At 42.2% G+C, this 19127-nt stretch carries 18 protein-coding genes, 1 tRNA gene and 1 pseudogene; 13 read left to right on the forward strand and 7 right to left on the reverse strand.

The window, feature by feature from the left end; genetic code table 11:
* Positions 1 to 2 precede the first annotated feature (2 nt).
* From OC23_RS04200 to OC23_RS04240, 9 genes are all read left to right on the forward strand, one after another.
* Positions 3 to 2723 (forward strand): toprim domain-containing protein, encoded by a 2721-nt coding sequence (locus tag OC23_RS04200; protein WP_038343029.1) that lies wholly within the window; start codon positions 3 to 5, stop codon positions 2721 to 2723.
* Between the two features lie 9 nt (positions 2724 to 2732).
* Positions 2733 to 3131: a hypothetical protein gene (locus OC23_RS04205; protein WP_038343031.1), complete on the forward strand. Its 399-nt coding sequence runs from the start codon at positions 2733 to 2735 to the stop codon at positions 3129 to 3131.
* 61 nt (positions 3132 to 3192) lie between these two features.
* Positions 3193 to 3408: a hypothetical protein gene (locus OC23_RS04210; protein WP_052209138.1), complete on the forward strand. Its 216-nt coding sequence runs from the start codon at positions 3193 to 3195 to the stop codon at positions 3406 to 3408.
* Between the two features lie 66 nt (positions 3409 to 3474).
* Positions 3475 to 3906, forward strand: a complete 432-nt coding sequence (locus OC23_RS04215; protein ID WP_038343032.1) for a DUF2528 family protein — start codon at positions 3475 to 3477, stop codon at positions 3904 to 3906.
* A 2-nt stretch (positions 3907 to 3908) separates the two neighbouring features.
* Positions 3909 to 4154 carry a hypothetical protein gene (locus tag OC23_RS04220; protein WP_038343034.1) on the forward strand — a complete coding sequence of 82 codons (246 nt, stop codon included), beginning with the start codon at positions 3909 to 3911 and terminating at the stop codon, positions 4152 to 4154.
* Positions 4151 to 4363: a hypothetical protein gene (locus tag OC23_RS04225; protein WP_052209139.1), complete on the forward strand. Its 213-nt coding sequence runs from the start codon at positions 4151 to 4153 to the stop codon at positions 4361 to 4363. The genes OC23_RS04220 and OC23_RS04225 overlap by 4 nt, the downstream gene beginning before the upstream one ends.
* Positions 4364 to 4366: 3 nt before the next feature.
* Positions 4367 to 5122, forward strand: a complete 756-nt coding sequence (locus OC23_RS04230; RefSeq protein WP_038343035.1) for a 3'-5' exonuclease — start codon at positions 4367 to 4369, stop codon at positions 5120 to 5122.
* 78 nt (positions 5123 to 5200) lie between these two features.
* On the forward strand, positions 5201 to 6367 hold the full coding sequence (locus OC23_RS04235) for a site-specific integrase (RefSeq protein ID WP_038343037.1): 1167 nt from the start codon (positions 5201 to 5203) through the stop codon (positions 6365 to 6367).
* 262 nt (positions 6368 to 6629) lie between these two features.
* Positions 6630 to 6706, forward strand: a tRNA-Pro gene (locus OC23_RS04240).
* A 649-nt stretch (positions 6707 to 7355) separates the two neighbouring features.
* On the opposite strand, the gene OC23_RS04250 is transcribed toward OC23_RS04240, so the two are convergent.
* Both OC23_RS04250 and OC23_RS04255 read right to left on the reverse strand, forming a co-directional pair.
* A complete protein-coding gene (locus OC23_RS04250) occupies positions 7356 to 7985 on the reverse strand; it encodes a type VI secretion system amidase effector protein Tae4 (protein ID WP_038343041.1) in 630 nt (209 codons plus the stop codon).
* On the reverse strand, positions 7985 to 8509 hold the full coding sequence (locus OC23_RS04255; RefSeq protein ID WP_038343042.1) for a PAAR domain-containing protein: 525 nt from the start codon (positions 8507 to 8509) through the stop codon (positions 7985 to 7987). The genes OC23_RS04250 and OC23_RS04255 overlap by 1 nt, the downstream gene beginning before the upstream one ends.
* A gap of 206 nt (positions 8510 to 8715) precedes the next feature.
* On the opposite strand from OC23_RS04255, the gene OC23_RS04260 reads away from it, so the two are divergent.
* The 3 genes and pseudogenes from OC23_RS04260 to OC23_RS04270 all read left to right on the forward strand — a co-directional run bounded on the left by OC23_RS04260 (position 8716) and on the right by OC23_RS04270 (position 11430).
* Complete coding sequence (locus OC23_RS04260) at positions 8716 to 9183, forward strand: DMT family transporter (RefSeq protein WP_038343240.1); 468 nt, start codon at positions 8716 to 8718, stop codon at positions 9181 to 9183.
* Positions 9184 to 9312: 129 nt separating this feature from the next.
* Positions 9313 to 9648, forward strand: a pseudogene (locus tag OC23_RS04265) (nuclease-related domain-containing protein); the annotation flags it as partial.
* A gap of 177 nt (positions 9649 to 9825) precedes the next feature.
* The gene (locus OC23_RS04270; RefSeq protein ID WP_038343241.1) at positions 9826 to 11430 is read left to right on the forward strand and encodes a GMC family oxidoreductase; all 1605 of its coding nucleotides are present in this window, start codon (positions 9826 to 9828) and stop codon (positions 11428 to 11430) included.
* 23 nt (positions 11431 to 11453) lie between these two features.
* Here the strand turns inward: OC23_RS04270 and OC23_RS04275 are convergent, their stop codons facing one another.
* The 3 genes from OC23_RS04275 to OC23_RS04285 form a co-directional block, all read right to left on the reverse strand.
* On the reverse strand, positions 11454 to 12221 hold the full coding sequence (locus OC23_RS04275; protein WP_038343044.1) for an NUDIX hydrolase: 768 nt from the start codon (positions 12219 to 12221) through the stop codon (positions 11454 to 11456).
* A gap of 355 nt (positions 12222 to 12576) precedes the next feature.
* A complete protein-coding gene (locus tag OC23_RS04280) occupies positions 12577 to 14064 on the reverse strand; it encodes a nicotinate phosphoribosyltransferase (protein ID WP_038343045.1) in 1488 nt (495 codons plus the stop codon).
* A 25-nt stretch (positions 14065 to 14089) separates the two neighbouring features.
* Positions 14090 to 14968, reverse strand: a complete 879-nt coding sequence (locus tag OC23_RS04285; RefSeq protein WP_038343046.1) for a phosphoribosyltransferase family protein — start codon at positions 14966 to 14968, stop codon at positions 14090 to 14092.
* 346 nt (positions 14969 to 15314) lie between these two features.
* Between OC23_RS04285 and OC23_RS04290 the strand changes: the two genes are divergently transcribed.
* Positions 15315 to 16490 carry a zinc-binding dehydrogenase gene (locus OC23_RS04290; RefSeq protein WP_038343048.1) on the forward strand — a complete coding sequence of 392 codons (1176 nt, stop codon included), beginning with the start codon at positions 15315 to 15317 and terminating at the stop codon, positions 16488 to 16490.
* 71 nt (positions 16491 to 16561) lie between these two features.
* Here OC23_RS04290 and OC23_RS04295 read toward each other — a convergent pair whose 3' ends face one another.
* Together OC23_RS04295 and betA are read right to left on the reverse strand one after the other, a co-directional pair.
* Positions 16562 to 17344, reverse strand: coding sequence for a TorF family putative porin (locus tag OC23_RS04295; protein ID WP_038343049.1), 783 nt, complete (start codon positions 17342 to 17344; stop codon positions 16562 to 16564).
* Positions 17345 to 17416: 72 nt separating this feature from the next.
* A complete protein-coding gene (gene betA / locus OC23_RS04300) occupies positions 17417 to 19111 on the reverse strand; it encodes a choline dehydrogenase (RefSeq protein ID WP_038343050.1) in 1695 nt (564 codons plus the stop codon).
* Positions 19112 to 19127 lie beyond the last annotated feature (16 nt).

Raw genomic sequence — 19127 nt, forward strand, 5'->3', positions numbered from 1 at the left:
AAATGATGTACCCAGAAACACAGTCTTTAATTGTTGATCGTTTATATAACGATTACGGTTTTAAAATTAAGAACGGTAAATTACGTGGCGGACGTTGCCCAGAGTGTAAACACAAAGAGCGATCTGCATGGGCACATGCAGAAGCTCCGTGGGTAATTTTCTGTCCACGTAAGAACGAGTGTGGTAAGGAGATCTCGATTCGGGATCTCTATCCTGATGTATTTGAAAAATGGGAAAAGCGTTTCGAGCCCACCCCAGAAAATCCAACTAAAACAGTAGATGCATATCTGGTAGAAGGTCGAGGCTTTCCGCTTAACGAATTAGCAAAACTTTCTTATTCTCAAGAATATTACAAAAGCAGTGAACATAACGTCACCTCTGTAACGCTACGCTTTCCCATTACAGATGAGGAAGGTAATCATGGCTGGTGGCAGCGCATTCTTGATGATCATGGTGTCCTACAAAAGACAACATTCCAATGGGGATGGTCGTCACAAGGGCATGCATGGACGACCCCCAATACCAACTACGTCGATTCTAAAGAAATCTGGATAACAGAGGGCATATTCGACACGATTGCTTTATGGTTATCAGGAATCACCAGTTTCTCGGCACTAAGCTGCAATAATTATCCCTTTATCTTCTTAAATACGCTTGCTCGTTTATGTGCAGAGGCAGCAAAACCATTACCAAAATTAGTCTGGGCTTTTGATAACGATAAAGCTGGCCATGATGGAATTTTCAAAAATATTGAGTTAGCGGAAGAGGCAGGTTTTGAATGTGAAGTCGCTTTACCGCCGAATGGTCGGAAAAAAACAGATTGGAACGATCTATATAAGCAGGACAAACTAAAATTCAGTGATATTGATACATATAAATATTATGGATCATTGCTTGTCGCTGAAAAACCTGTGGATAAAGCGTTACTTATCTACAAACGTTATGGTACTAAGTCTTTCCCGTTCGATTTTAGGAATCAAGTTTACTGGTTCAAATTGGACATGGATAAATATGACAATTATTTAAAAGATATCCAGTTCGATGATAAGGACAAGGAAACGGAAGACTGGGCACAAGAGGAGAAGGATCAGGAAACGGATAAAAGACGAGAAGCAGCCCTTTTACAAGCTGCAGAAACTGAAATCTTGATGGAATGTCGTCCTACACCATTGTATTACCAGTATCAGGAAGAAATTGACGAAGCCGGTTATTACTTTCAAATCGACTTTCCGCGCGCCAAAACCTTAAAAAATACGTTTACGGCAAGCCATCTCTCGTCTGCAGCCGAGTTCGGTAAACGTCTTTTACACGTTGCACCTGGTATTTTTTATGAAGGTAGTAGTAAGCAGCTCATGGTCTTTCTTAAACGTGAGCTGCGCGATATTAAACGTGTTCAACTCATCAATTATGTTGGCTATAACGCTGATCATAAAGCCTATGTTTTAGGTGACTTGGCTTATCAGAACGGTAAGCAATACAAGATCAATAAGGAGGATTATTTTGAGTTATCTAACCATACCAACGTTAAATGTAATGCACCATTCTCTCTGGATCTGAACCCGAAGCAAGCTGAATATCAGAAGCAATGGATTAATGATTTTATTGATGCCTACGGTGTGAAAGGACTGATAACACTGACGGCATTCTTTGGCAGTTTATTTGCCCAGCAGATTAGACAAGAGCATAAATCCTATCCATTTTTTGAATTAGTTGGAGAACCTGGAACAGGTAAATCCACGCTTCTACAGTTTTTGTGGAAATTGTTCGGTCGTAATAAATACGAGGGTATGGATCCTGCAAAATCTACAAAATCAGGTCTAACCCGTACATTCCGACAAGTTTCTAATCTACCTGTTGTTTTGATCGAGTCGGATCGGGAAGGGGATAAGGGGACAAAGCAGTTTGATTGGGATTCTCTAAAAACACTTTTTGATGGAGGTTCATTAGGTGCCCAGGGTGTCAAAAGTGGAGGTAATGAAACATACGAACCACCTTTCGCCGGTACTTTGATTATCAGCCAGAATGCGGAAGTCCTTTCGACCGAAGCAGTAATGGGCCGTATTGTTCAAACCAAGTTTTATAAGAGTCAATTAACAAAAACCGGCCTTTATGCATCTCGCAGACTATCTAAATACGAGACTGAAGATGTCAGCCAGTTCATGCTTGAATGTTTAGGCAAGGAAAAGGTGATCTTTGAGTCTTATTGCACAAACTTGGAAAAGTACGATGCCTTCCTACATCAAGAACAATTCAATATCCAAGTCTCTCGAATAGTACATAACCATGCCCAGTTGATGGCTTTATTTGATGCGATGTGTACGCATGTAATCGATGTACCAGAAGACTTACAAGCAGAAGTCAAAGCCGAATTTTTGAGAATGGCGCAAAGCCGGGACAAAGTTTTGAAATCAGATCCGGTGATCGTCCAAAACTTCTGGAACACGATTGAAGAAATGGAAGACAGTATCCGCAAAATTGAAAATCATGAAAGTGTTGTCAATCACTCCTCTAAATCTGACATTTTCGCAATCAACTTTGCCCACCTTTATAAAGTGGCAGGGGACTATCGATATTCATTGCCTGATATGAATGAGATACAAGCAGCCCTTCGCCATAGCCTTACATATCGCTTTGTTGAAGCCAACAAGGCCATTCAAAGCAAGCTTACAAATTCAACCAAACGATGCTGGATCTTTGAAAAGCCGGCATCACCCAATCACTAGGAGAAGGCAATGAGCCAATTATTTAATGCAATGAATACTCGTCCGGCCAATGGTCAGCACATCGTTTTACAACTAGTTACTGGCGATATTGTTGCACCGGTTCAATACAAGTTGGATGGAGATAAGTTCAAAAGTATTGATGGGAATATTCGCAATTCTGCAATTAAAGGATGGGCTGATGTAGCGACCATTCAATCCGCTTTGAATATCCAAAAACCTACTGATGAAGAATTAGAGCAGATCGAGAAAGAAGCTCTTCATAGTCTAAAAAAAGAAGTTGATATGGCCATTAGAGGTCATATTGCAGACCTTCTTCGAGACGCTAAAACTGGATCGAAAGTACATAAAGAGCTATTTGAAATAATTGCAACAATCATTACCGGTAGTTCTGCACACCAGAAAGTCTGATTTTTATATGCATGCAGGAGCTGCCACTTCTGTATGCATAACTTAACGATTGGAGAGATTAATGAGCCAATTTTTAAATGATGAACATCAAGTTATTGAAGCTATAGAGCAAGTCAAAAATTGCATTAGAAGGGTGACGGATCGTCGGACTAAGGCCGCGATTAAAGAAGCAAAGGATGCCTTATATCTGATCCGAAAAAACCTGAATCTTGATGAAGATTCGGAGCTAAGACAAAAAGTAAATTTATTGCAAAGCCTGCTTTATAAGGCCGGCTGACTTTCGAGCACACATACATGAGCTGCCACTCATGTATGTGTCACACAACCACTAGGAGAAGCAATTATGCGCAGCGATTCTAACGTAGAAACAACACAAGCGGAAATTCCTGCTTATTTACAGTGTGAACCCCGTACATTCCAAGTCAAATATGACAAATTTAGTGATGTATGCGATTTAGAGTTCACCATTGTAATTAAATGTACAGATGATGAACTCCATGAGCACAATAATTTTTGGTCTGGTCATAAAGATCGTCTTAATGAAAATAATGGCGATATTGTTGCAGTAATGCTGAAAATGATTGCCCGTGATGTTTTTTATGCATGTTTTGAAGGAAAACGTAGTGTTGGCTACCCACCCTATAAATGGGGAATTAATACTATATTCCAAGAAGAAGGATGGGGGAGCGATTGTTTTGAAATTACTAAATTATGGTTTGAAAGTTATGTGAGTGGAGATGACTTTGAGTACATCCCTGTACAGGTGGAGGGATAATCATGACTTACGAACTCGAACCGATTATCGTTAAAGTAGGGCAAAATCCCTTAAATCTGAATATGGAACAAGTAGAAGCATTAATGGAAGAACTACATGCTACAAAAAAAAGAGTTCAGAAAGGATTAGATGAAGATCCTGAACTGTCCGAAATTTTTTCATTATCGGAGGTAGGTATGACTATTAATAATTATACATACAGTTTAGAAACATTGGAGTTTCTCCAAATAAATGGAGTAAATCAATGAACGATTATAAGAAAAAAATTGGCCGTCCACGTCAACCATTTCGTCGTACAACCGGTGGATGGTGGGACTGCGAAATTAATGTGCTTTGCTCAATGATGGAGGAGAATATGCCAATCCCATATATTGCTGAAGTCTTGGATCGTGGCATATTTTCTGTTCATACGAAGATCAGAATTTTAAATCTTAAAATGAATATGAAGGCAGCTTAAATCATGGATATGCAAAGAGGTTTAATTTTTGATACTGAAACGAATAAGCTCTATGGTGAAATTATTGAAGCTGCAGCTTTAGAAGTTGTTATTTTTGAAGGTGAATTAAGATTATTAAACTCTGGCCATGATTTTGGCCGGTTTAAACCAAGTGAACCTATCAGTTTGGGTGCCATGGCGACACATCATATTCTTGATGAAGATTTAGAGGACTGTCCTCGATCTACCAGTTTCAGATTTCCTGCAGGTCTAGATACTACTCACTTAATAGGTCATAACATCGATTATGATGTCGACGCAGTAAAAAAGACGGACTACATCCTACCTGATAAGTTTCACTCGATTTGTACTCTGGCAATGGCCAGAAGATTGTGGCCAACCTTAGAAACGCATACTTTATCTGCTCTGGCTTACCATATAAGCCCTGATAAGGGGGAGATGCGTGAGCACTTAAAAGAGGCTCATAGTGCAGTAACTGATTGCTATACGACATTTGATTTGCTTAAAACAATTGTAGAGCACCAGAGTATTCAAACTATGGAGGAATTGGCTGTTTTCGCGGAGTCATGTCGATATCCGACACATATATTCTATGGAGAGTTCAAAGGTCATGCCATTACAGATCTTGAAACTGATGATCTAATATTTCTGTTTGCTAAGACAAAAGATAAGTTTCTAAAAAGGTCACTGGAGGCTGAACTGGAGCACAGACAGCACGAGGAAATGTTCAGTTCAGATCAAGAGCCCCTTCCATTCTAATTTTCTGACACCTTCGATGCGCCTCTAAATGGGGCGCATTTTTTTTAGAATATTTTTAAGTTTAAATCAGGAAAATTTATGTCTGCAGGTATCGAGTTTCGTGGCAATAGCATGCGAATGTGGATCAACTATCAGAGTAAGCAAATTAAAGAGCCAATTGATTGGCCAATGAGTGTCGAGAATAAAGAACAGGCATTACGTTGGGCTGAATTAATTACACTTGAAATAAAAATGGGGAAGTTTGATCTTGCAAGGCATTTCCCTAATTCAAAAAATTTAAAGGAAAACCAGATATCTTTTTATTCCCAGATTTATTTAGAGGAAATCAAAAAGGACGTCGCCCCAAGCACCTATGCTGCTTATGAAAGCCATGTAAAAAATCACATTAATCCGAAATGGGGAAAATTGCATCCGGAAGAAATTGAGACTAAACAGGTTAAAAAGTGGATCAAACTCTTAAAAGAGACTTATAGCAGTAAAACTATCCGGGAGATCGTCACCAGGTTCTCACAAATTCACGCTGTCTGGAGAGATGATAATAAGATTGCCTTTGATCCATTTCAGAATATAACTATTCATCAAGCAGATACTCCAGAACCAGATCCATTTACGAAAGCAGAGATTAGTAAGGTTTTAGGTACTGAAACAGATCTGGATATCGAAAACTTATTACCGTGTTTGTTTTGGACTGGCTTATCAATGTCAGAGCAAATTCCTATTGCTTGGGAGGACATAGATCTCGATAAAGGAACAATCAAAATAAATCGATCTTATGTAAGAGGTGTATATCGGGTAACGAAAAATAGAAGGAGAAAGCGGGAGATTAAATTATTGCAACCGGCACTTGATGCATTGAGATTACAGTATCAAAAGACCGGCAATGCTAGATCCACTTTGATTGAAGTTCTACAGCGAGATAATCACAGTTATAAAGTTGAGCGATTACGGTTTGTATGGCTCAACAAGGAAAGAAACCAGCATTTTGAATATCATGAATTACGTTATAGATGGGGAAAGCATCTCACCAAGGCCAAAGTAAGGAAGCGCGGGATCAACCAAGGACGACATACGTTTGCCAGCCAGCTTTTATCAAGTGGCCAAGTTCCTCCGGAATGGATTGCCGAGCAACTTGGCCATACCGATACCTCAATGATCTATAAGCATTATGGAAAATTAATTGCTGAGGATATGCCGGACTATTTGTCAAAAATTAACAGATATATCAAGGGTAATCTCGAGAAATAAAATCACAAAAAAATTACTTCCTACATTTTTTATAAGTACCTGAATTTTTTTAGGTACTTTTTTTTTATTACCTTATTACTCCACTTCCATGGGGGGATCGAGGTTCTTCTAATCTTTAAAAAAGTATGGCCATAAAGAGCTGAAAAATACAGAACCATCCCAAAAAACCCTATTTTTAATTCTCTAATTTTTTAAGTTATTAATTCTTATATCTTTTATTTTTAATTCTGTGGGGTTCGAGCCCCATCATTCACCCCACACTCGGAGCATAGCACAGCCTGGTAGTGCACCTGGTTTGGGACCAGGGGGTCGTAGGTTCGAATCCTACTGCTCCGACCATCATCTTAAAGATGAGATAAAATACCGCTAATTTAGCGGTTTTTTTACGTCTGGAGTTTTTCAATAGCTTAAGTTGAGCCCGTAGCTATAATTAAACCTACTAATCCAAACGAAAATATAACTTTCCCAAAAGTTGGATTGTACCTATCCCCTTTGGTTTGAAAAATGCATTAGGAATCATGAGTTTATAGATTAATGATAGACCGAAAAATAATTATTATAAGAATGATACTTAAAGTAGATATATTATTTTCTTGATTGTTTTATCTATAAAACAAAATTTTTTTAAATAAGCCATTAAGGTTCTTTTTATTATTCACTCTAGTTTAGAAAGTTGCTTAATATCAATATAATCAAAAAAAGGGATAACCTGCATAAGTTGCAGAGTACCAATGAAATAAATATATTAGAAATAAATAAATAGGGAAGAACCAAAGATATGAAATATGTCTGGTACTCCAATATTTCCAACCGAAGAACAGTCCCCAAAAAGGTGTAAGGAAAATTATGCCAAAATGCACGTAACTGTATGTGCCTGACGCAGTTTCAGTAGCGTAATAACGGCCTGTCATTTTGTACATTAACATTTGAGCAAAGACCGACAGCATAAATGCGAGTATCATCCCTAAAATGGCAGATATAAATCTCATCATCTCACCTCGAAAAACATAATTTTTTTAGCCTGATTTAAATCTGATAATCTGTAGAAATATAGATTAAGGCTATTAATCCCAAGTGTAAATCTAAGTGTTGATGCAATATTAGGTGTCATTGAACTACCATTCCACAGGTCAATATGACCACCACTTGCAGCATCTGAACTTTCACCATCTCTTGGCCAATAGTCGCCAAAAAAGATGATTCCTGTTTTGCCTTTAACTTTATCTTTCCAATTTGATCCCGTGATGTTCTGCGCCGGCCCAATTCCACAAACTGGACGAGTCTCTAACCATTTGGACATTTCATTAGCGCGTGTGGCTGTTGCCTTACCATCCAGTAGGATACGTCCGAGGGTAGGTGCATTACCTTCGGGTTTAATATAATTCTGTGAGAAAGTGCTCATCTTAACGCCGACCTTATGTAGAGTCGCACTCATGCGAATGGCGCACTGATTTTCAAAACCTTTAGGAATGCTGCCTCTAACCTTATAAGGTGTACCTTCTACATAATTTGCCCATAATTCTTTAAAGGTCACTGGGGCAATTCCAACCATACTACAAGAAGCGACTGAGCCACGTTTAGGATTCGTTTTGACTGTTGCTGTCTGATTTACTGGCATTAGGTCGAACTCCGTTCAAGTGCTTGCTCGCCCAGATATAGTGAATATGAGCCTTGTTCTACATCTTCAATACGTGGTAATCGTCCATCAGCTCCGATGGTACCTTGATACGTTCTCCCGTCATTTGTTTCTATAAAGTAGGGCATACCTTCTGCGAAACTGAAATGTGCTGCAACTTGTTCATCAAAAATTTTGGTTGTTCCTGAATTGATGAAATTACTCACGGCAGTTTCACTTACAGATGATCCAGAGCTAGAACCTACTTCCCTTAAAACAAGGTTTTGGTTTGGCTTATATGTGGCTCCACAGGTAGCTTTATCACCAGCCATGATAATTGTTCTACCAGCAGCCTGTAAGAAGCCTCGTCCTGATGATTGTGCAGAAACCATTGCTTGGCATTTAGGACAAAAATGTTTCATACCTTCAATATGTACGGGTATACCTTCAACTAAAAATGAATTTTCTGATTCTTGTACTATGCCACCTTGGTCTGTATGACAACCTTTGGTAATGAGAGTCTTCATTTTTCATCCAGTAAATTATATTGAGCTATTTAAAAAGTTTGTTTTAATAAAATTATTTAATTTTTTATTTGATATATTTGTCAATTTAAAGTTAAGCAAAATGTATATTTTGGCCTGTTCTATTAAAAAATAGAGAGCTAAAATGATGGGTTAGGTATCAAATTTAAACTATGATTAAACTAGAAATAAAAAAAGAGAAAATTACTATGCACAACATTAGTTATGTCTTTATCAGTTTATTGGGCGGGATAATTGTTCCCTTACAGCTCGCAATGATAAGTGCTTTTCGAAATTCAAGTGGTGCTTCTCAAATCCAATCAACTTTCGTACTTTATATGGGGGGAGCAATCGTATCACTGATTATTGCATTCATTCTTGATGGAGGTATCAAGCCACCATTATATCAGCAAGCTTCTTGGTGGATGTGGCTCCCAGGATTTCTTGGATCTCTTTATATCTTATGTATGTTTGTTGCTGCACCTAAAATAGGAGTAACAAATACATTATTATGGGTATTCTTGGGGCAAATGATTTTTGCAACGGTGGTTGATGGTACTGGATTTTTAGGAGTGGAGATTAGAAAAATAGATGGATTAAAGTTATGTGGGTTATTCTTTATATTTATAGGAGGCTTAATCTTAATTTATAATGAATATAGAAAGATAAATGCTTGAGTCGGTATAAAAAATATTTTTATAAAAATAAATTTAGGGATAATATTAAAGATATATTTTTATTTGTTTTTGAGTGTTGAGCTCAAAATAATGCAATGCAATGCAATGCAAGACAAAAATAGTGAGTAAAGAAATTATAAATTTCAAAATGCTTTGCATCAGAACTATAAACATAGCAAGGTGCTGGAAATGGTTTTAAATGATGTTTTGGCGCCTGAACATCTCCATTCAGTTGTTGTATTTACCGCACGGAGTGAATTTAAAATAGTAATGCCTGAAAATGTATGCCGTGGTAAATCCTGGTTAAATTATATAAAAGGTTTTAACCAAGAAGTGATGAGTCCGATGAAAAAAATAATTCGTTATCGTATAGAAAAAGAAGTACTGGAGCTGTCTTGGAAAACAGACCGACAGCATGCTGAATATTTAAAACAGAAAAAACTGGAGAAAGACTCTGTTTCCTGATTCTGCAGACTTGCGATTTATTGCATGTGATCAGCGTCATTTGACACTTGTGGTTTGGTTGAGATCACGTTAATTTGTGTTTTATATACTAACTTGTTTATACAACGATAACAGTATTGAAATGCCAGTTTTGGCATACTATTGCCGCTTTTTAAAAAGAAAAAACAGAGTATTGAGATGACACAAACAGCTTTTGATTTTGTAATTATAGGTGGTGGTTCGGCAGGTTCGGTGCTGGCTGGACGATTAACAGAGAACCCGAATATTTCGGTATGTTTATTAGAAGCCGGTGGAGAGGGTAATAGCTGGCTTGTGAATACACCAGCCGCCGCAGTTATCAGTATTCCCACTAAAATTAATAACTGGGCTTTTGAAACCATTCCTCAAAAAGGCCTGAATGGTCGTCGAGGTTATCAGCCACGTGGTAAATGTCTTGGTGGAAGTTCTGCAGTCAATGCCATGGTATATATTCGTGGACATCGTAGTGACTATGATCATTGGGCTGCTTTGGGTAATACAGGCTGGTCATATGAAGATGTACTGCCGTATTTCAAGAAATCAGAACATAACGAACGTATCCATAATGAATATCATGGTCAGCATGGTCCATTAAATGTCAGTGACTTACTTTCAGATAATCCCTATCAGCAAACTTTTATCGAAGCGGCAAAACAGGTGGGTTATCCACTGAATGATGATTTTAATGGTGCTGAACAAGAAGGGCTGGGCGTTTATCAGGTCACCCAGAAAAAAGGTGAGCGCTGGAGTGCGGCACGTGGTTATTTATTTCCTTATATTGGAAAACGGCCAAATCTGCATGTGATTACGCAAGCCAAAGTTTCACGCATTGTGATCGAAAATGGCCGTGCACTGGGGGTTGAGTATAAGCATAAAGGCCAGACCACTATCGTTAAAGCCAACAAGGAAGTGTTGTTATCGGCGGGAGCTTTCCAGTCACCGCATATTCTGATGTTATCTGGTATCGGGCCACGTCAGGAACTGGAAAAGCACGGCATTCCAGTGCTTAAAGAGCTTGCAGGAGTGGGGGAAAACCTGCATGACCATCCGGACTTTATCTTTGCCTATAAAACCAAACTGATGGATGGCACCTTTGGGGTGTCAATGGGCGGTAGTCTGGACCTGTATAAACAGGTAGGGCGTTACCGTAAAGAGCGCCGTGGTTTGCTCACGACCAATTATGGAGAATGTGGCGGTTTCTTAAAAAGCCGCCCTGAGTTAGACAAACCGAACCTGCAATTGCACTTCGTGATCGCTGTGGTAGATAACCATGCGCGGACTATTCATATGGGGCATGGAATTTCATGCCATGTCTGTTTATTGAATCCACGGGCGCGCGGTTCGGTCAAGCTCAGCGGTAAACATGTAGATGATCCGCTTCTGATTGATCTTAAATTCCTGGAAGATGAACAGGATCTTCAAGATTTGGTCGATGGTTATAAAGTCACGCAAAAGTTGATGCAGGCACCTGCTTTACAAGACAAAATCAAGGAAGATATGTTCACCGCCAACGTAAAAACCGACGATGAAATTCGCGAGGTTTTACGCCAGCGTGTGGATACGGTTTATCATCCGGTTGGTAGCTGTAAGATGGGCATCGATGAGATGGCGGTGGTTGACCCTGAGCTTAAAGTGTATGGCGTTGATGGGTTACGTGTAATCGATGCCTCGATCATGCCAACCGTGGTCAATGGCAATACCAATGCACCGACCATCATGATTGCTGAAAAAGCAGTAGACATGATTCGCCAGACCTGGAAATAAGCGTTTAGAGCTAAGGTTCTGCCTTAGCTCTTTTCAGGTTCTGCCAGGTTGCGTGGTGTTTCCAGCATTCGTGGAAAAGTAAAATGATAATGCTCGAGTGCATAGCGGAATAGCTGGGCCGGGCGCTTGCCGACAATTTTGTGCTGGCCTGTTTCCTCAACCGCGCCAGCTTCCTGCATACGACGTCTAAATGATTTTTTTTCTAAGCTATGCCCTAAAATAATTTCATAAATATTCTGTAATTCGGTTAGGGTAAAGACTTCTGGCATCAAGCTGACTGGCAAAGTGGTGTACCGGGTTTTGTTGCACAGGCGCTCAAATGCCAGCTGCAGTAACTGCTTGTGATCAAAGGCCAAATCTAGCTGTAATGCCTGATCGACTGTCAGCCATTGACTATGTTCTGTGTTGCTGCTGGGTTGAATTGCAAATTTTTCAAAATCAATCAGGGCAAAATATAAAGCAGTAATGGACCAGCCGCGTGGATCACGATACTGATTGCCAATGGTTTCAACCTGTTCCAGATAAGGGGTTTGAATCCCGGTTTTTTCCAGCAGTTTACGCTGCGCTGTTGCCATTAAATCCGGATCGGTTTTTAAATCGACAAAGCCGCCGGGAAGGGCCCATTTGCCTTTTTCTGGAAAGTTGGAGCGCTGGATCATTAGCACCTGCAGTTGACCGTTTGCCACAGAAAAAATTGCCATATCGACCGTAAATAGCGGGGTGTCATAGTCTGTTTTTTGATAGTGGGCAAGGTATTCCTGTTCGGAGGTATGGATAGTTTCCTTACTCATAGAAATATTAAGAAATCGGAATAAAGTAATATCATAGCGGAGTCTTATTGGGTTCTCATCATATTTTAGGATAAGCCACTACGTCTTGCACTTCACTAAAGCTTTAATCGCTTTAGTTTGTTCAGGCTCGACCTACTTTTGTTTTGGCAAAAGTAGGCAAAACCTGAGGTACGAGATAGCAAAGATTGATAATCTTTGCCGTACCGCAAGGCGAAAGCTTTGCTTAAGCGCTTAACTATTCATTTCATTTATCTTGCACTGCGCCAAAGCTTTAGTCGCTTTGGCTTGTTCAGGTTGCGGATGACTTTTCCGAGTATCTAATCACTGGATATATTTTAATCATAGAGAGTTTTGCTTAGACCAATCTTTCTCGAATTTGATCAAGCGAGCATTCTCTTAACAATTGGCCATTTTCAAATACCGGTTGCAGTGCACCCATCTTCTCCTGTTCAACACTTTGCTGATCAAATAACTCAAAACCATTCTCGGTCTGTTCAACCCGTAATAAACCCTTGGCTGATTTTTTAACCCCTGAGTCGGTTACCGGGTCTTTGAACAGTTCACGCCCAACACCGTTGACTTGCCCCCAAGTGGCTTTGACGGCAAAACCAAAGCTATCGCGGGTCAGATAGTTATAGGTGTAGCTCCCGATGCCAAACACCAGATTATTGGAAGCAAAACCTTTAGCTTGCAGTCCTTTTAGGATATTTTGTGCACGCTCCAGGGTAATCGAGTCGCCGTAGATCAAACCGACACGCTCGTTAAGGACTTTATAGCCTTGCGCTGTTTCGGTTCCGCCAAAAATTTCCCATAAACATTGCACTGCACCTTTATAAGCAGGACTGTCTTGCTCTGCCTCAGGATCACCGCAGATAATTTTCACAGGATCACCTGAGTCAGGACGGAACACCACTTTGGCGAGTCCGAGCGCATTCGGTTTACGTTGCAAAATCTTTGTCTTTAGTTCCACACTAAATTCAGTAATCACACGCCAGAAATCCCAGGTATCTGAAACAATACTGACCACACCGGCAGGATACAGCTCACAGATCAGGCGTCTAAAGGTTTCGATTTCACGTTCTTCACTGCCCATGCACATCACACTGTGTTCTGTGGCAGGCACTGAAACGCCTACGATACCTGTGGCATTGTAGTACTCTTCGGCATAGTCAATTGAAGCGACAGAATCTGTCCCGATAAAACTGGTCAAGTGACCCACGCCTGACTGGGCTGCATCATAAATGCCACTCATGCCACGGCTACTAAAGTCATGGCCCTGAACCGGAACAAAGTCTAAGGGTGCACCGGTTTTTTCTGCATATTGGGTTAACAAGCGTTTGTATTCATAGGCAATGCTGGCGGTGGTACAGCTTTTCCATAGCTCGGCACTGAGCACGGTTTCAATATAATTGGTTAACCAGAAGAAATTCGGGTCCGTATTGATAATGGTCAATACCGGCACCTTGATATTGACCCGGCTACCTTCTGGCAAAGCTTTAATTTTTAATGGTAAATAGCCGAGGTCGTGCAAGGCTTCGATGTGCTCGACCGGCACTGCACCTTCACCTAAGGCATTGTCCATACGGCGTTGATAGGCTGCCACCACTTTGGCTTTAGGCTGATTGAAGAAGCCCTCATTCCAGGTTTCGATCAGGAAGTGCTTGATAAAGCCTTGCAAACCAAAGAACACAATCTTGTCATCAAAATCAGGCAGCATTTTGGCCAGACGTGATGAACGCGGAGTAAAGTTGGCATAGACGTACTCGGTTCCCACTGGATACTGACGACGGTGATCTGCTTTGTAGAAATCAATTGCATTGAGCGGGTTAATTTTAATACTCATTGTTATTGGCCTCGTGCTTTAAAGCTTAATTTTGAAAATTGATGATGTTGAGTTTGCTTGTTTCTGCTTGTGGCAGGCTATTGCTGGTAAAGACCTGATCAACCAAGCCATCAAAGACCGCCAGACCTTTGCTAAAAATGCCATGCGTGACATACAAAATAATGTTCTGGCAGTTTAGGCTGCGAAGTTGTCTGGCAATACCCATAAAGGTTGCACCACCATCACAAATATCATCGGTGATCACGGCTGTTTTTCCTGTCAAATCAGGGCTATCTACCGCCGTTGTTGTAATTTTTCCTGTGCTTGGGTCGCGTTGCTTTTCACAGCGAATCACTTCGATGTCCTGTTGGCGTTGCGGATTGATACCGTTGGCAATCGCTTGCGTGCGTTGTATTGCACCGGCATCTGGGCAGACCAGTACGCTGTTGTCGGCACTTAAAATCTGCATCAGGGCAGGGCTGTGCTGGATGATCTCGATCGGTTCGATATTGATCACTTCTTGAAAGCGGGTATTTTTGCGTAATAGTGCAAGGGTCACGGGGCTATGACAATCCCACACCACAATTTTCTGACGTTGCCCAGCAAATTTTTCGCTGTTGCTATTCAATAATCTGGTCATTAAGTCCAGTGAAAAAGCCTGACCTTGTGCACAGATCCGGTCTTGACGTGCATAAGGAAAATAAGGGATTTCCACCGAAAGGCGAGTGCCTTGCTCCAGCAACACATTTTCCAGCAACAGATAATCCATCACATCGCTACTGTTATGCAGTGAGGCCTTGATCTGGGTGTCGGCCTGTAACTGGTTTAATAGCTCAGCTTGCAGTTGAATATGACGTTCACCACCTGAAAACTGCAAAAACTCGATGGCAACATTGGCTTGAGCGGTCATAAGTTGAATCGTCATGTTGAATTTCTCTTATATAGTGGCTTAAAGCCAGTAAATATATATTGTCATAAGGACACTATTAAATGCAAGGCTTAAATTTGATCGTTTTCATCAAATCAGAGCTGTTTTTTGAGAATTTCGATTCATCTATTTGAACTTCAAAGAGAATAATTTTTAAAATTTTTTTAATGCGTTGGCGATTATCAAGGGTCTGACTTTGTTGCTGCGAGATATTGATGTTTAGGTCATGGTTTTTGACAATTATCCTTGTCAGGATTGAGGCGTATGTTGTTCGTCTGGCATTGCAACAGACCGAGATGCTCAAGCTGAACAATGGGAATAAAACAAAAAAGGAAAGTAACCTATGAAATCTCTGGTTTGTCACAATGCTGAGTTGCAACTGCAAGACAGTGCACAACTGGTACCCGCAAAGGGGCAGGTGTTATTAGAAGTAGTCCGCTGCGGGATTTGTGGTTCGGATTTACACATGCAGCATCACTGTGATCACATGCATGATCTGGCAGCACGTGTCGGTTTTAACGGGGTAGCAAAGTCCTCGGACAAGCTGGTGTTCGGGCATGAGTTCTGTGGCAAGGTCTTGGATTACGGCCCAAAAACACGACGTAAACTGAAAGCAGATACGCTGGTTTGTGCCATGCCTTTATTAAATGTCGATCCGCAAGGTTATATGCCGACCGGGCTGTCACCGAGTGCTTCTGGTGGCTATGCCGAGCAGGTACTGGTGCAATCCAGCCTGATGTTTGCCGTACCAAATGGTCTGGATGCAGATCGAGCTGCCTTGACTGAGCCGATGGCTGTTGCCCTGCATGCGGTACGTCGTAGCCGGATCAAGAAAAATGAACCCGCTATTGTGATCGGTTGTGGCCCTGTTGGTCTGGGGGTAATCCTTATGCTCAAGGCGGCAGGTGTCAAAACCGTGGTTGCCAGTGACTTCTCGCCGAACCGTCGTCGTCTGGCCGAGCAATGTGGCGCAGATCTCCTGATTGATCCACAACAGCAGTCGCCATTTAGTAACTGGAAAGAGCTGGGCTTACTGGGCAATGTCTCCGAAGCGATTAATATGGGTATGGGGATTTTTGACAAGGTTCAGACTTACTCACTCCCTTGGGTCAATGCCATGCGTGTCGGCGATAAACTCGGGGTACTACCGAAACGTCCGGTGATTTTTGAGTGCGTGGGGGTGGCTGGCATCATGCAGCAGATTCTGGAGGGCGCACCGCTGTTCTCACGGATTATTGGCGTGGGTGTCTGTATGCAAAGCGACAAGATTGAACCTGCATTGGCGATCAATAAGGAACTGGAAATCCAGTATGTGCTGGGTTATACCCCGCTGGAGTTTCGTGACACCCTGCATATGATTGCAGAAGGTAAGGTTGATTGTTCGCCGCTGATCACCGGTGTGGTGGGGCTGGAAGGGGTGAGTCATGCCTTTGAAGCCTTACGTGATCCGGAGCAACATGCCAAAATTCTGATTGATCCAAAACGTACCGGTTCAGGTATTGAACTGATCAAGTCTTAACAGTGCAAATAAAAAAAGCCGCTGTCAGTGTAGCGGCTTTTTTTATTGAGCTTTGATTGATATTGACCTGATTAAAAGGTCTTGGTCAGTGAGAATGTCACGGTAGAATCAATCGGATTTGAGACCTTGGCATTGGGATTACCATTGCTATATTGCTGATAAAAACCGTCTTTATCCCAGGCTTTGCTATAGGTCAGGCTGCCGGACAGGTTATATGGCAATTCTTTGTTCACTGCAAAACTGGCATCCTGAAAGTTGGCTGCCGAGAAGTTTTTGATGCGCTGATTGCCGTAATGGGCATTGACTGACCAGCCTTGAGTAATGGGCTGATACCAGTTCACATCCAGATAACCTGAGCCACGAGAATGTTTATTGTTTCCTATGCCCAGCGTATCTGAATTATTGCCAAAATAATCCTGGGTATAGGTAATGGCATATTTTACGCTGAGTGGGCCATAACTGATTTCAGGAATGATTTCCCCGTAGTCAAAGCGGCTGTGACCTGTATCGGCGGTGGTTTTTGCACCCGGATAATAGTAATAGGCCACTTTAGTACCGACAGTAAAATCCCCGATGGTACGGCTATAACCCGTGTACACGTCCCATTCGACTGTGGCATCCCGTATAAAATGATCACTTACGGTCGATGCCCAGGTGCCGGCATAAAAACCACTGGTATGGTTGTAGTCCAGTCCACCTTGTAATGCTGGCTTGCCCCAGGTTTGCTGGAAACCCCGTGAAACGTATTGGCTGGCCGCCGTGATATTGGCCGAGTAAGGTGAGCTGGCTTCAGTTGCGTGGGTGCCATGAATATAAAAAGCCAAGGGTACAATTACGAATACGTTTTTTTTCATCATTTCTCCCTGAATAAAGAGAAACCCGAAGTGCAACTCCGGGTTCCGCCAAAGGAATCGCTTCCTTGTAAATTATTGTATTGGACGTAACGGGGCTTTGCGTGCCGGAGTTGTACCCGCTTTGTAATAACCTACAGTCGAACGAGGCAGTTTCTTGCCACGGATTTGATCGGCAATTTTTTCAGCCATCATGATGGTGGTGGCATTCAGGTTACCGGTAATAATTAATGGCATGATAGAGGCATCGACCACACGTAAACCTTGTACGCCGTGAACGCGGCCTTGACCATCGACCACCGCCATTTCATCTTCACCCATCTTGCAGCTACATGAAGGGTGGAATGCGGTTTCGGCATGATTACGTACAAACTCGTCCAGTTCGGCATCGGTCTGGATATGTTTACCCGGACTGATTTCTTCACCGCGATACGGGTCAAGTGCCGGCTGTGCCATGATTTCGCGGGTGATACGGATCGCATCACGGAACTCGCGCCAGTCCTGTTCGGTCGACATGTAGTTGAACAGGATGCTTGGATGCTCAAACGGGTCTTTTGATTTCAGCTTGACCCGGCCACGTGACGGGGAACGCATTGAACCGACGTGGGCCTGGAAGCCATGTTCTTTCACTGCATTACTGCCGTTATAGTTAATCGCCACAGGCAAGAAGTGATACTGGATATTTGGCCAGTCAAATTCTTCCGAGCTACGGATAAAGCCGCCTGCCTCGAACTGGTTGCTTGCACCAACGCCGGTACCATTGAATAACCATTCGGCACCAATCATAGGTTGGTTATACCATTGCAGGGCTGGGTAGAGTGAAACCGGCTTTTTACACTGGTATTGCAAATACATTTCCAGATGGTCTTGCAGGTTTTCACCGACACCTGGCAAATCATGTACAACGTCGATGTCCATCGATTTCAGGAAGGTGCTTTCACCTACGCCTGAACGTTGCAGGATTTGTGGCGAGGCAATTGCCCCTGCACAGAGCAGCACTTCACGTTTGGCTTGTGCCTGTTTCATATTGGCTTTGTCTGCACCAATAATGTATTCCACACCCACCGCCTGTTTCTGATTGAACAGGATACGGTTGGTGGTGGCGTGCGTGATGATGGTCAGGTTTGGACGACCCTTGGCCATGTCCAGATAACCACGTGCGGTACTTGAACGACGGCCATTTGGAGTAACGGTACGGTCCATTGGGCCGAAACCTTCCTGTTGATAGCCATTTAAGTCATCGGTACGTGGATAGCCTGCCTGCACACCAGCTTCAACCATGGCATGGAACAGCTCGTTATTGCCGTTTTTAGGCGTTGCTACTGACACAGGGCCATCACCGCCGTGGTAGTCATTCCCCCCGATATCACGGGTTTCGGCTTTCTTGTAATATGGCAAGCAGTCGGCATAGGTCCAGTCTTCCAGACCTTTCATGGTTGCCCACTGGTCCAGATCCATGGCATTACCACGGATATAGCACATCCCGTTAATCAGGGACGAACCGCCCAGGCCTTTACCGCGTCCACATTCCATACGGCGATTGTTCATGTGCGGTTCAGGGTCGGTTTCATAGGCCCAGTTATAACGGCGGCCTTGTAACGGGAAGGCCAGAGCGGCTGGCATCTGGGTACGGAAATCCAGACGGTAGTCAGGGCCGCCAGCTTCCAGTAATAGAACAGTCACGTCTTTGTCTTCGGTCAGACGTGTGGCGAGCACATTTCCGGCAGATCCTGCGCCAATGATAATGTAATCGTATGCTTGAGTATTCATCGTTATCCCTTTGGTA

This window comes from Acinetobacter sp. A47 (genome assembly GCF_000805455.1).
Classification (GTDB): Bacteria; Pseudomonadota; Gammaproteobacteria; order Pseudomonadales; family Moraxellaceae; genus Acinetobacter.

Bases quoted from the DNA above. Each gene is read 5' to 3' on its own strand.
- OC23_RS04200 (WP_038343029.1), top strand. From the start codon at position 3: ATGATGTACCCAGAAACACAGTCTTTAATTGTTGATCGTTTATATAAC.
- OC23_RS04205 (WP_038343031.1), top strand. From the start codon at position 2,733: ATGAGCCAATTATTTAATGCAATGAATACTCGTCCGGCCAATGGTCAG.
- OC23_RS04210 (WP_052209138.1), top strand. From the start codon at position 3,193: ATGAGCCAATTTTTAAATGATGAACATCAAGTTATTGAAGCTATAGAG.
- OC23_RS04215 (WP_038343032.1), top strand. From the start codon at position 3,475: ATGCGCAGCGATTCTAACGTAGAAACAACACAAGCGGAAATTCCTGCT.
- OC23_RS04220 (WP_038343034.1), top strand. From the start codon at position 3,909: ATGACTTACGAACTCGAACCGATTATCGTTAAAGTAGGGCAAAATCCC.
- OC23_RS04225 (WP_052209139.1), top strand. From the start codon at position 4,151: ATGAACGATTATAAGAAAAAAATTGGCCGTCCACGTCAACCATTTCGT.
- OC23_RS04230 (WP_038343035.1), top strand. From the start codon at position 4,367: ATGGATATGCAAAGAGGTTTAATTTTTGATACTGAAACGAATAAGCTC.
- OC23_RS04235 (WP_038343037.1), top strand. From the start codon at position 5,201: ATGTCTGCAGGTATCGAGTTTCGTGGCAATAGCATGCGAATGTGGATC.
- OC23_RS04250 (WP_038343041.1), bottom strand. From the start codon at position 7,985: ATGCCAGTAAATCAGACAGCAACAGTCAAAACGAATCCTAAACGTGGC.
- OC23_RS04255 (WP_038343042.1), bottom strand. From the start codon at position 8,509: ATGAAGACTCTCATTACCAAAGGTTGTCATACAGACCAAGGTGGCATA.
- OC23_RS04260 (WP_038343240.1), top strand. From the start codon at position 8,716: ATGCACAACATTAGTTATGTCTTTATCAGTTTATTGGGCGGGATAATT.
- OC23_RS04270 (WP_038343241.1), top strand. From the start codon at position 9,826: ATGACACAAACAGCTTTTGATTTTGTAATTATAGGTGGTGGTTCGGCA.
- OC23_RS04275 (WP_038343044.1), bottom strand. From the start codon at position 12,221: ATGAGTAAGGAAACTATCCATACCTCCGAACAGGAATACCTTGCCCAC.
- OC23_RS04280 (WP_038343045.1), bottom strand. From the start codon at position 14,064: ATGAGTATTAAAATTAACCCGCTCAATGCAATTGATTTCTACAAAGCA.
- OC23_RS04285 (WP_038343046.1), bottom strand. From the start codon at position 14,968: ATGACGATTCAACTTATGACCGCTCAAGCCAATGTTGCCATCGAGTTT.
- OC23_RS04290 (WP_038343048.1), top strand. From the start codon at position 15,315: ATGAAATCTCTGGTTTGTCACAATGCTGAGTTGCAACTGCAAGACAGT.
- OC23_RS04295 (WP_038343049.1), bottom strand. From the start codon at position 17,344: ATGAAAAAAAACGTATTCGTAATTGTACCCTTGGCTTTTTATATTCAT.
- betA (WP_038343050.1), bottom strand. From the start codon at position 19,111: ATGAATACTCAAGCATACGATTACATTATCATTGGCGCAGGATCTGCC.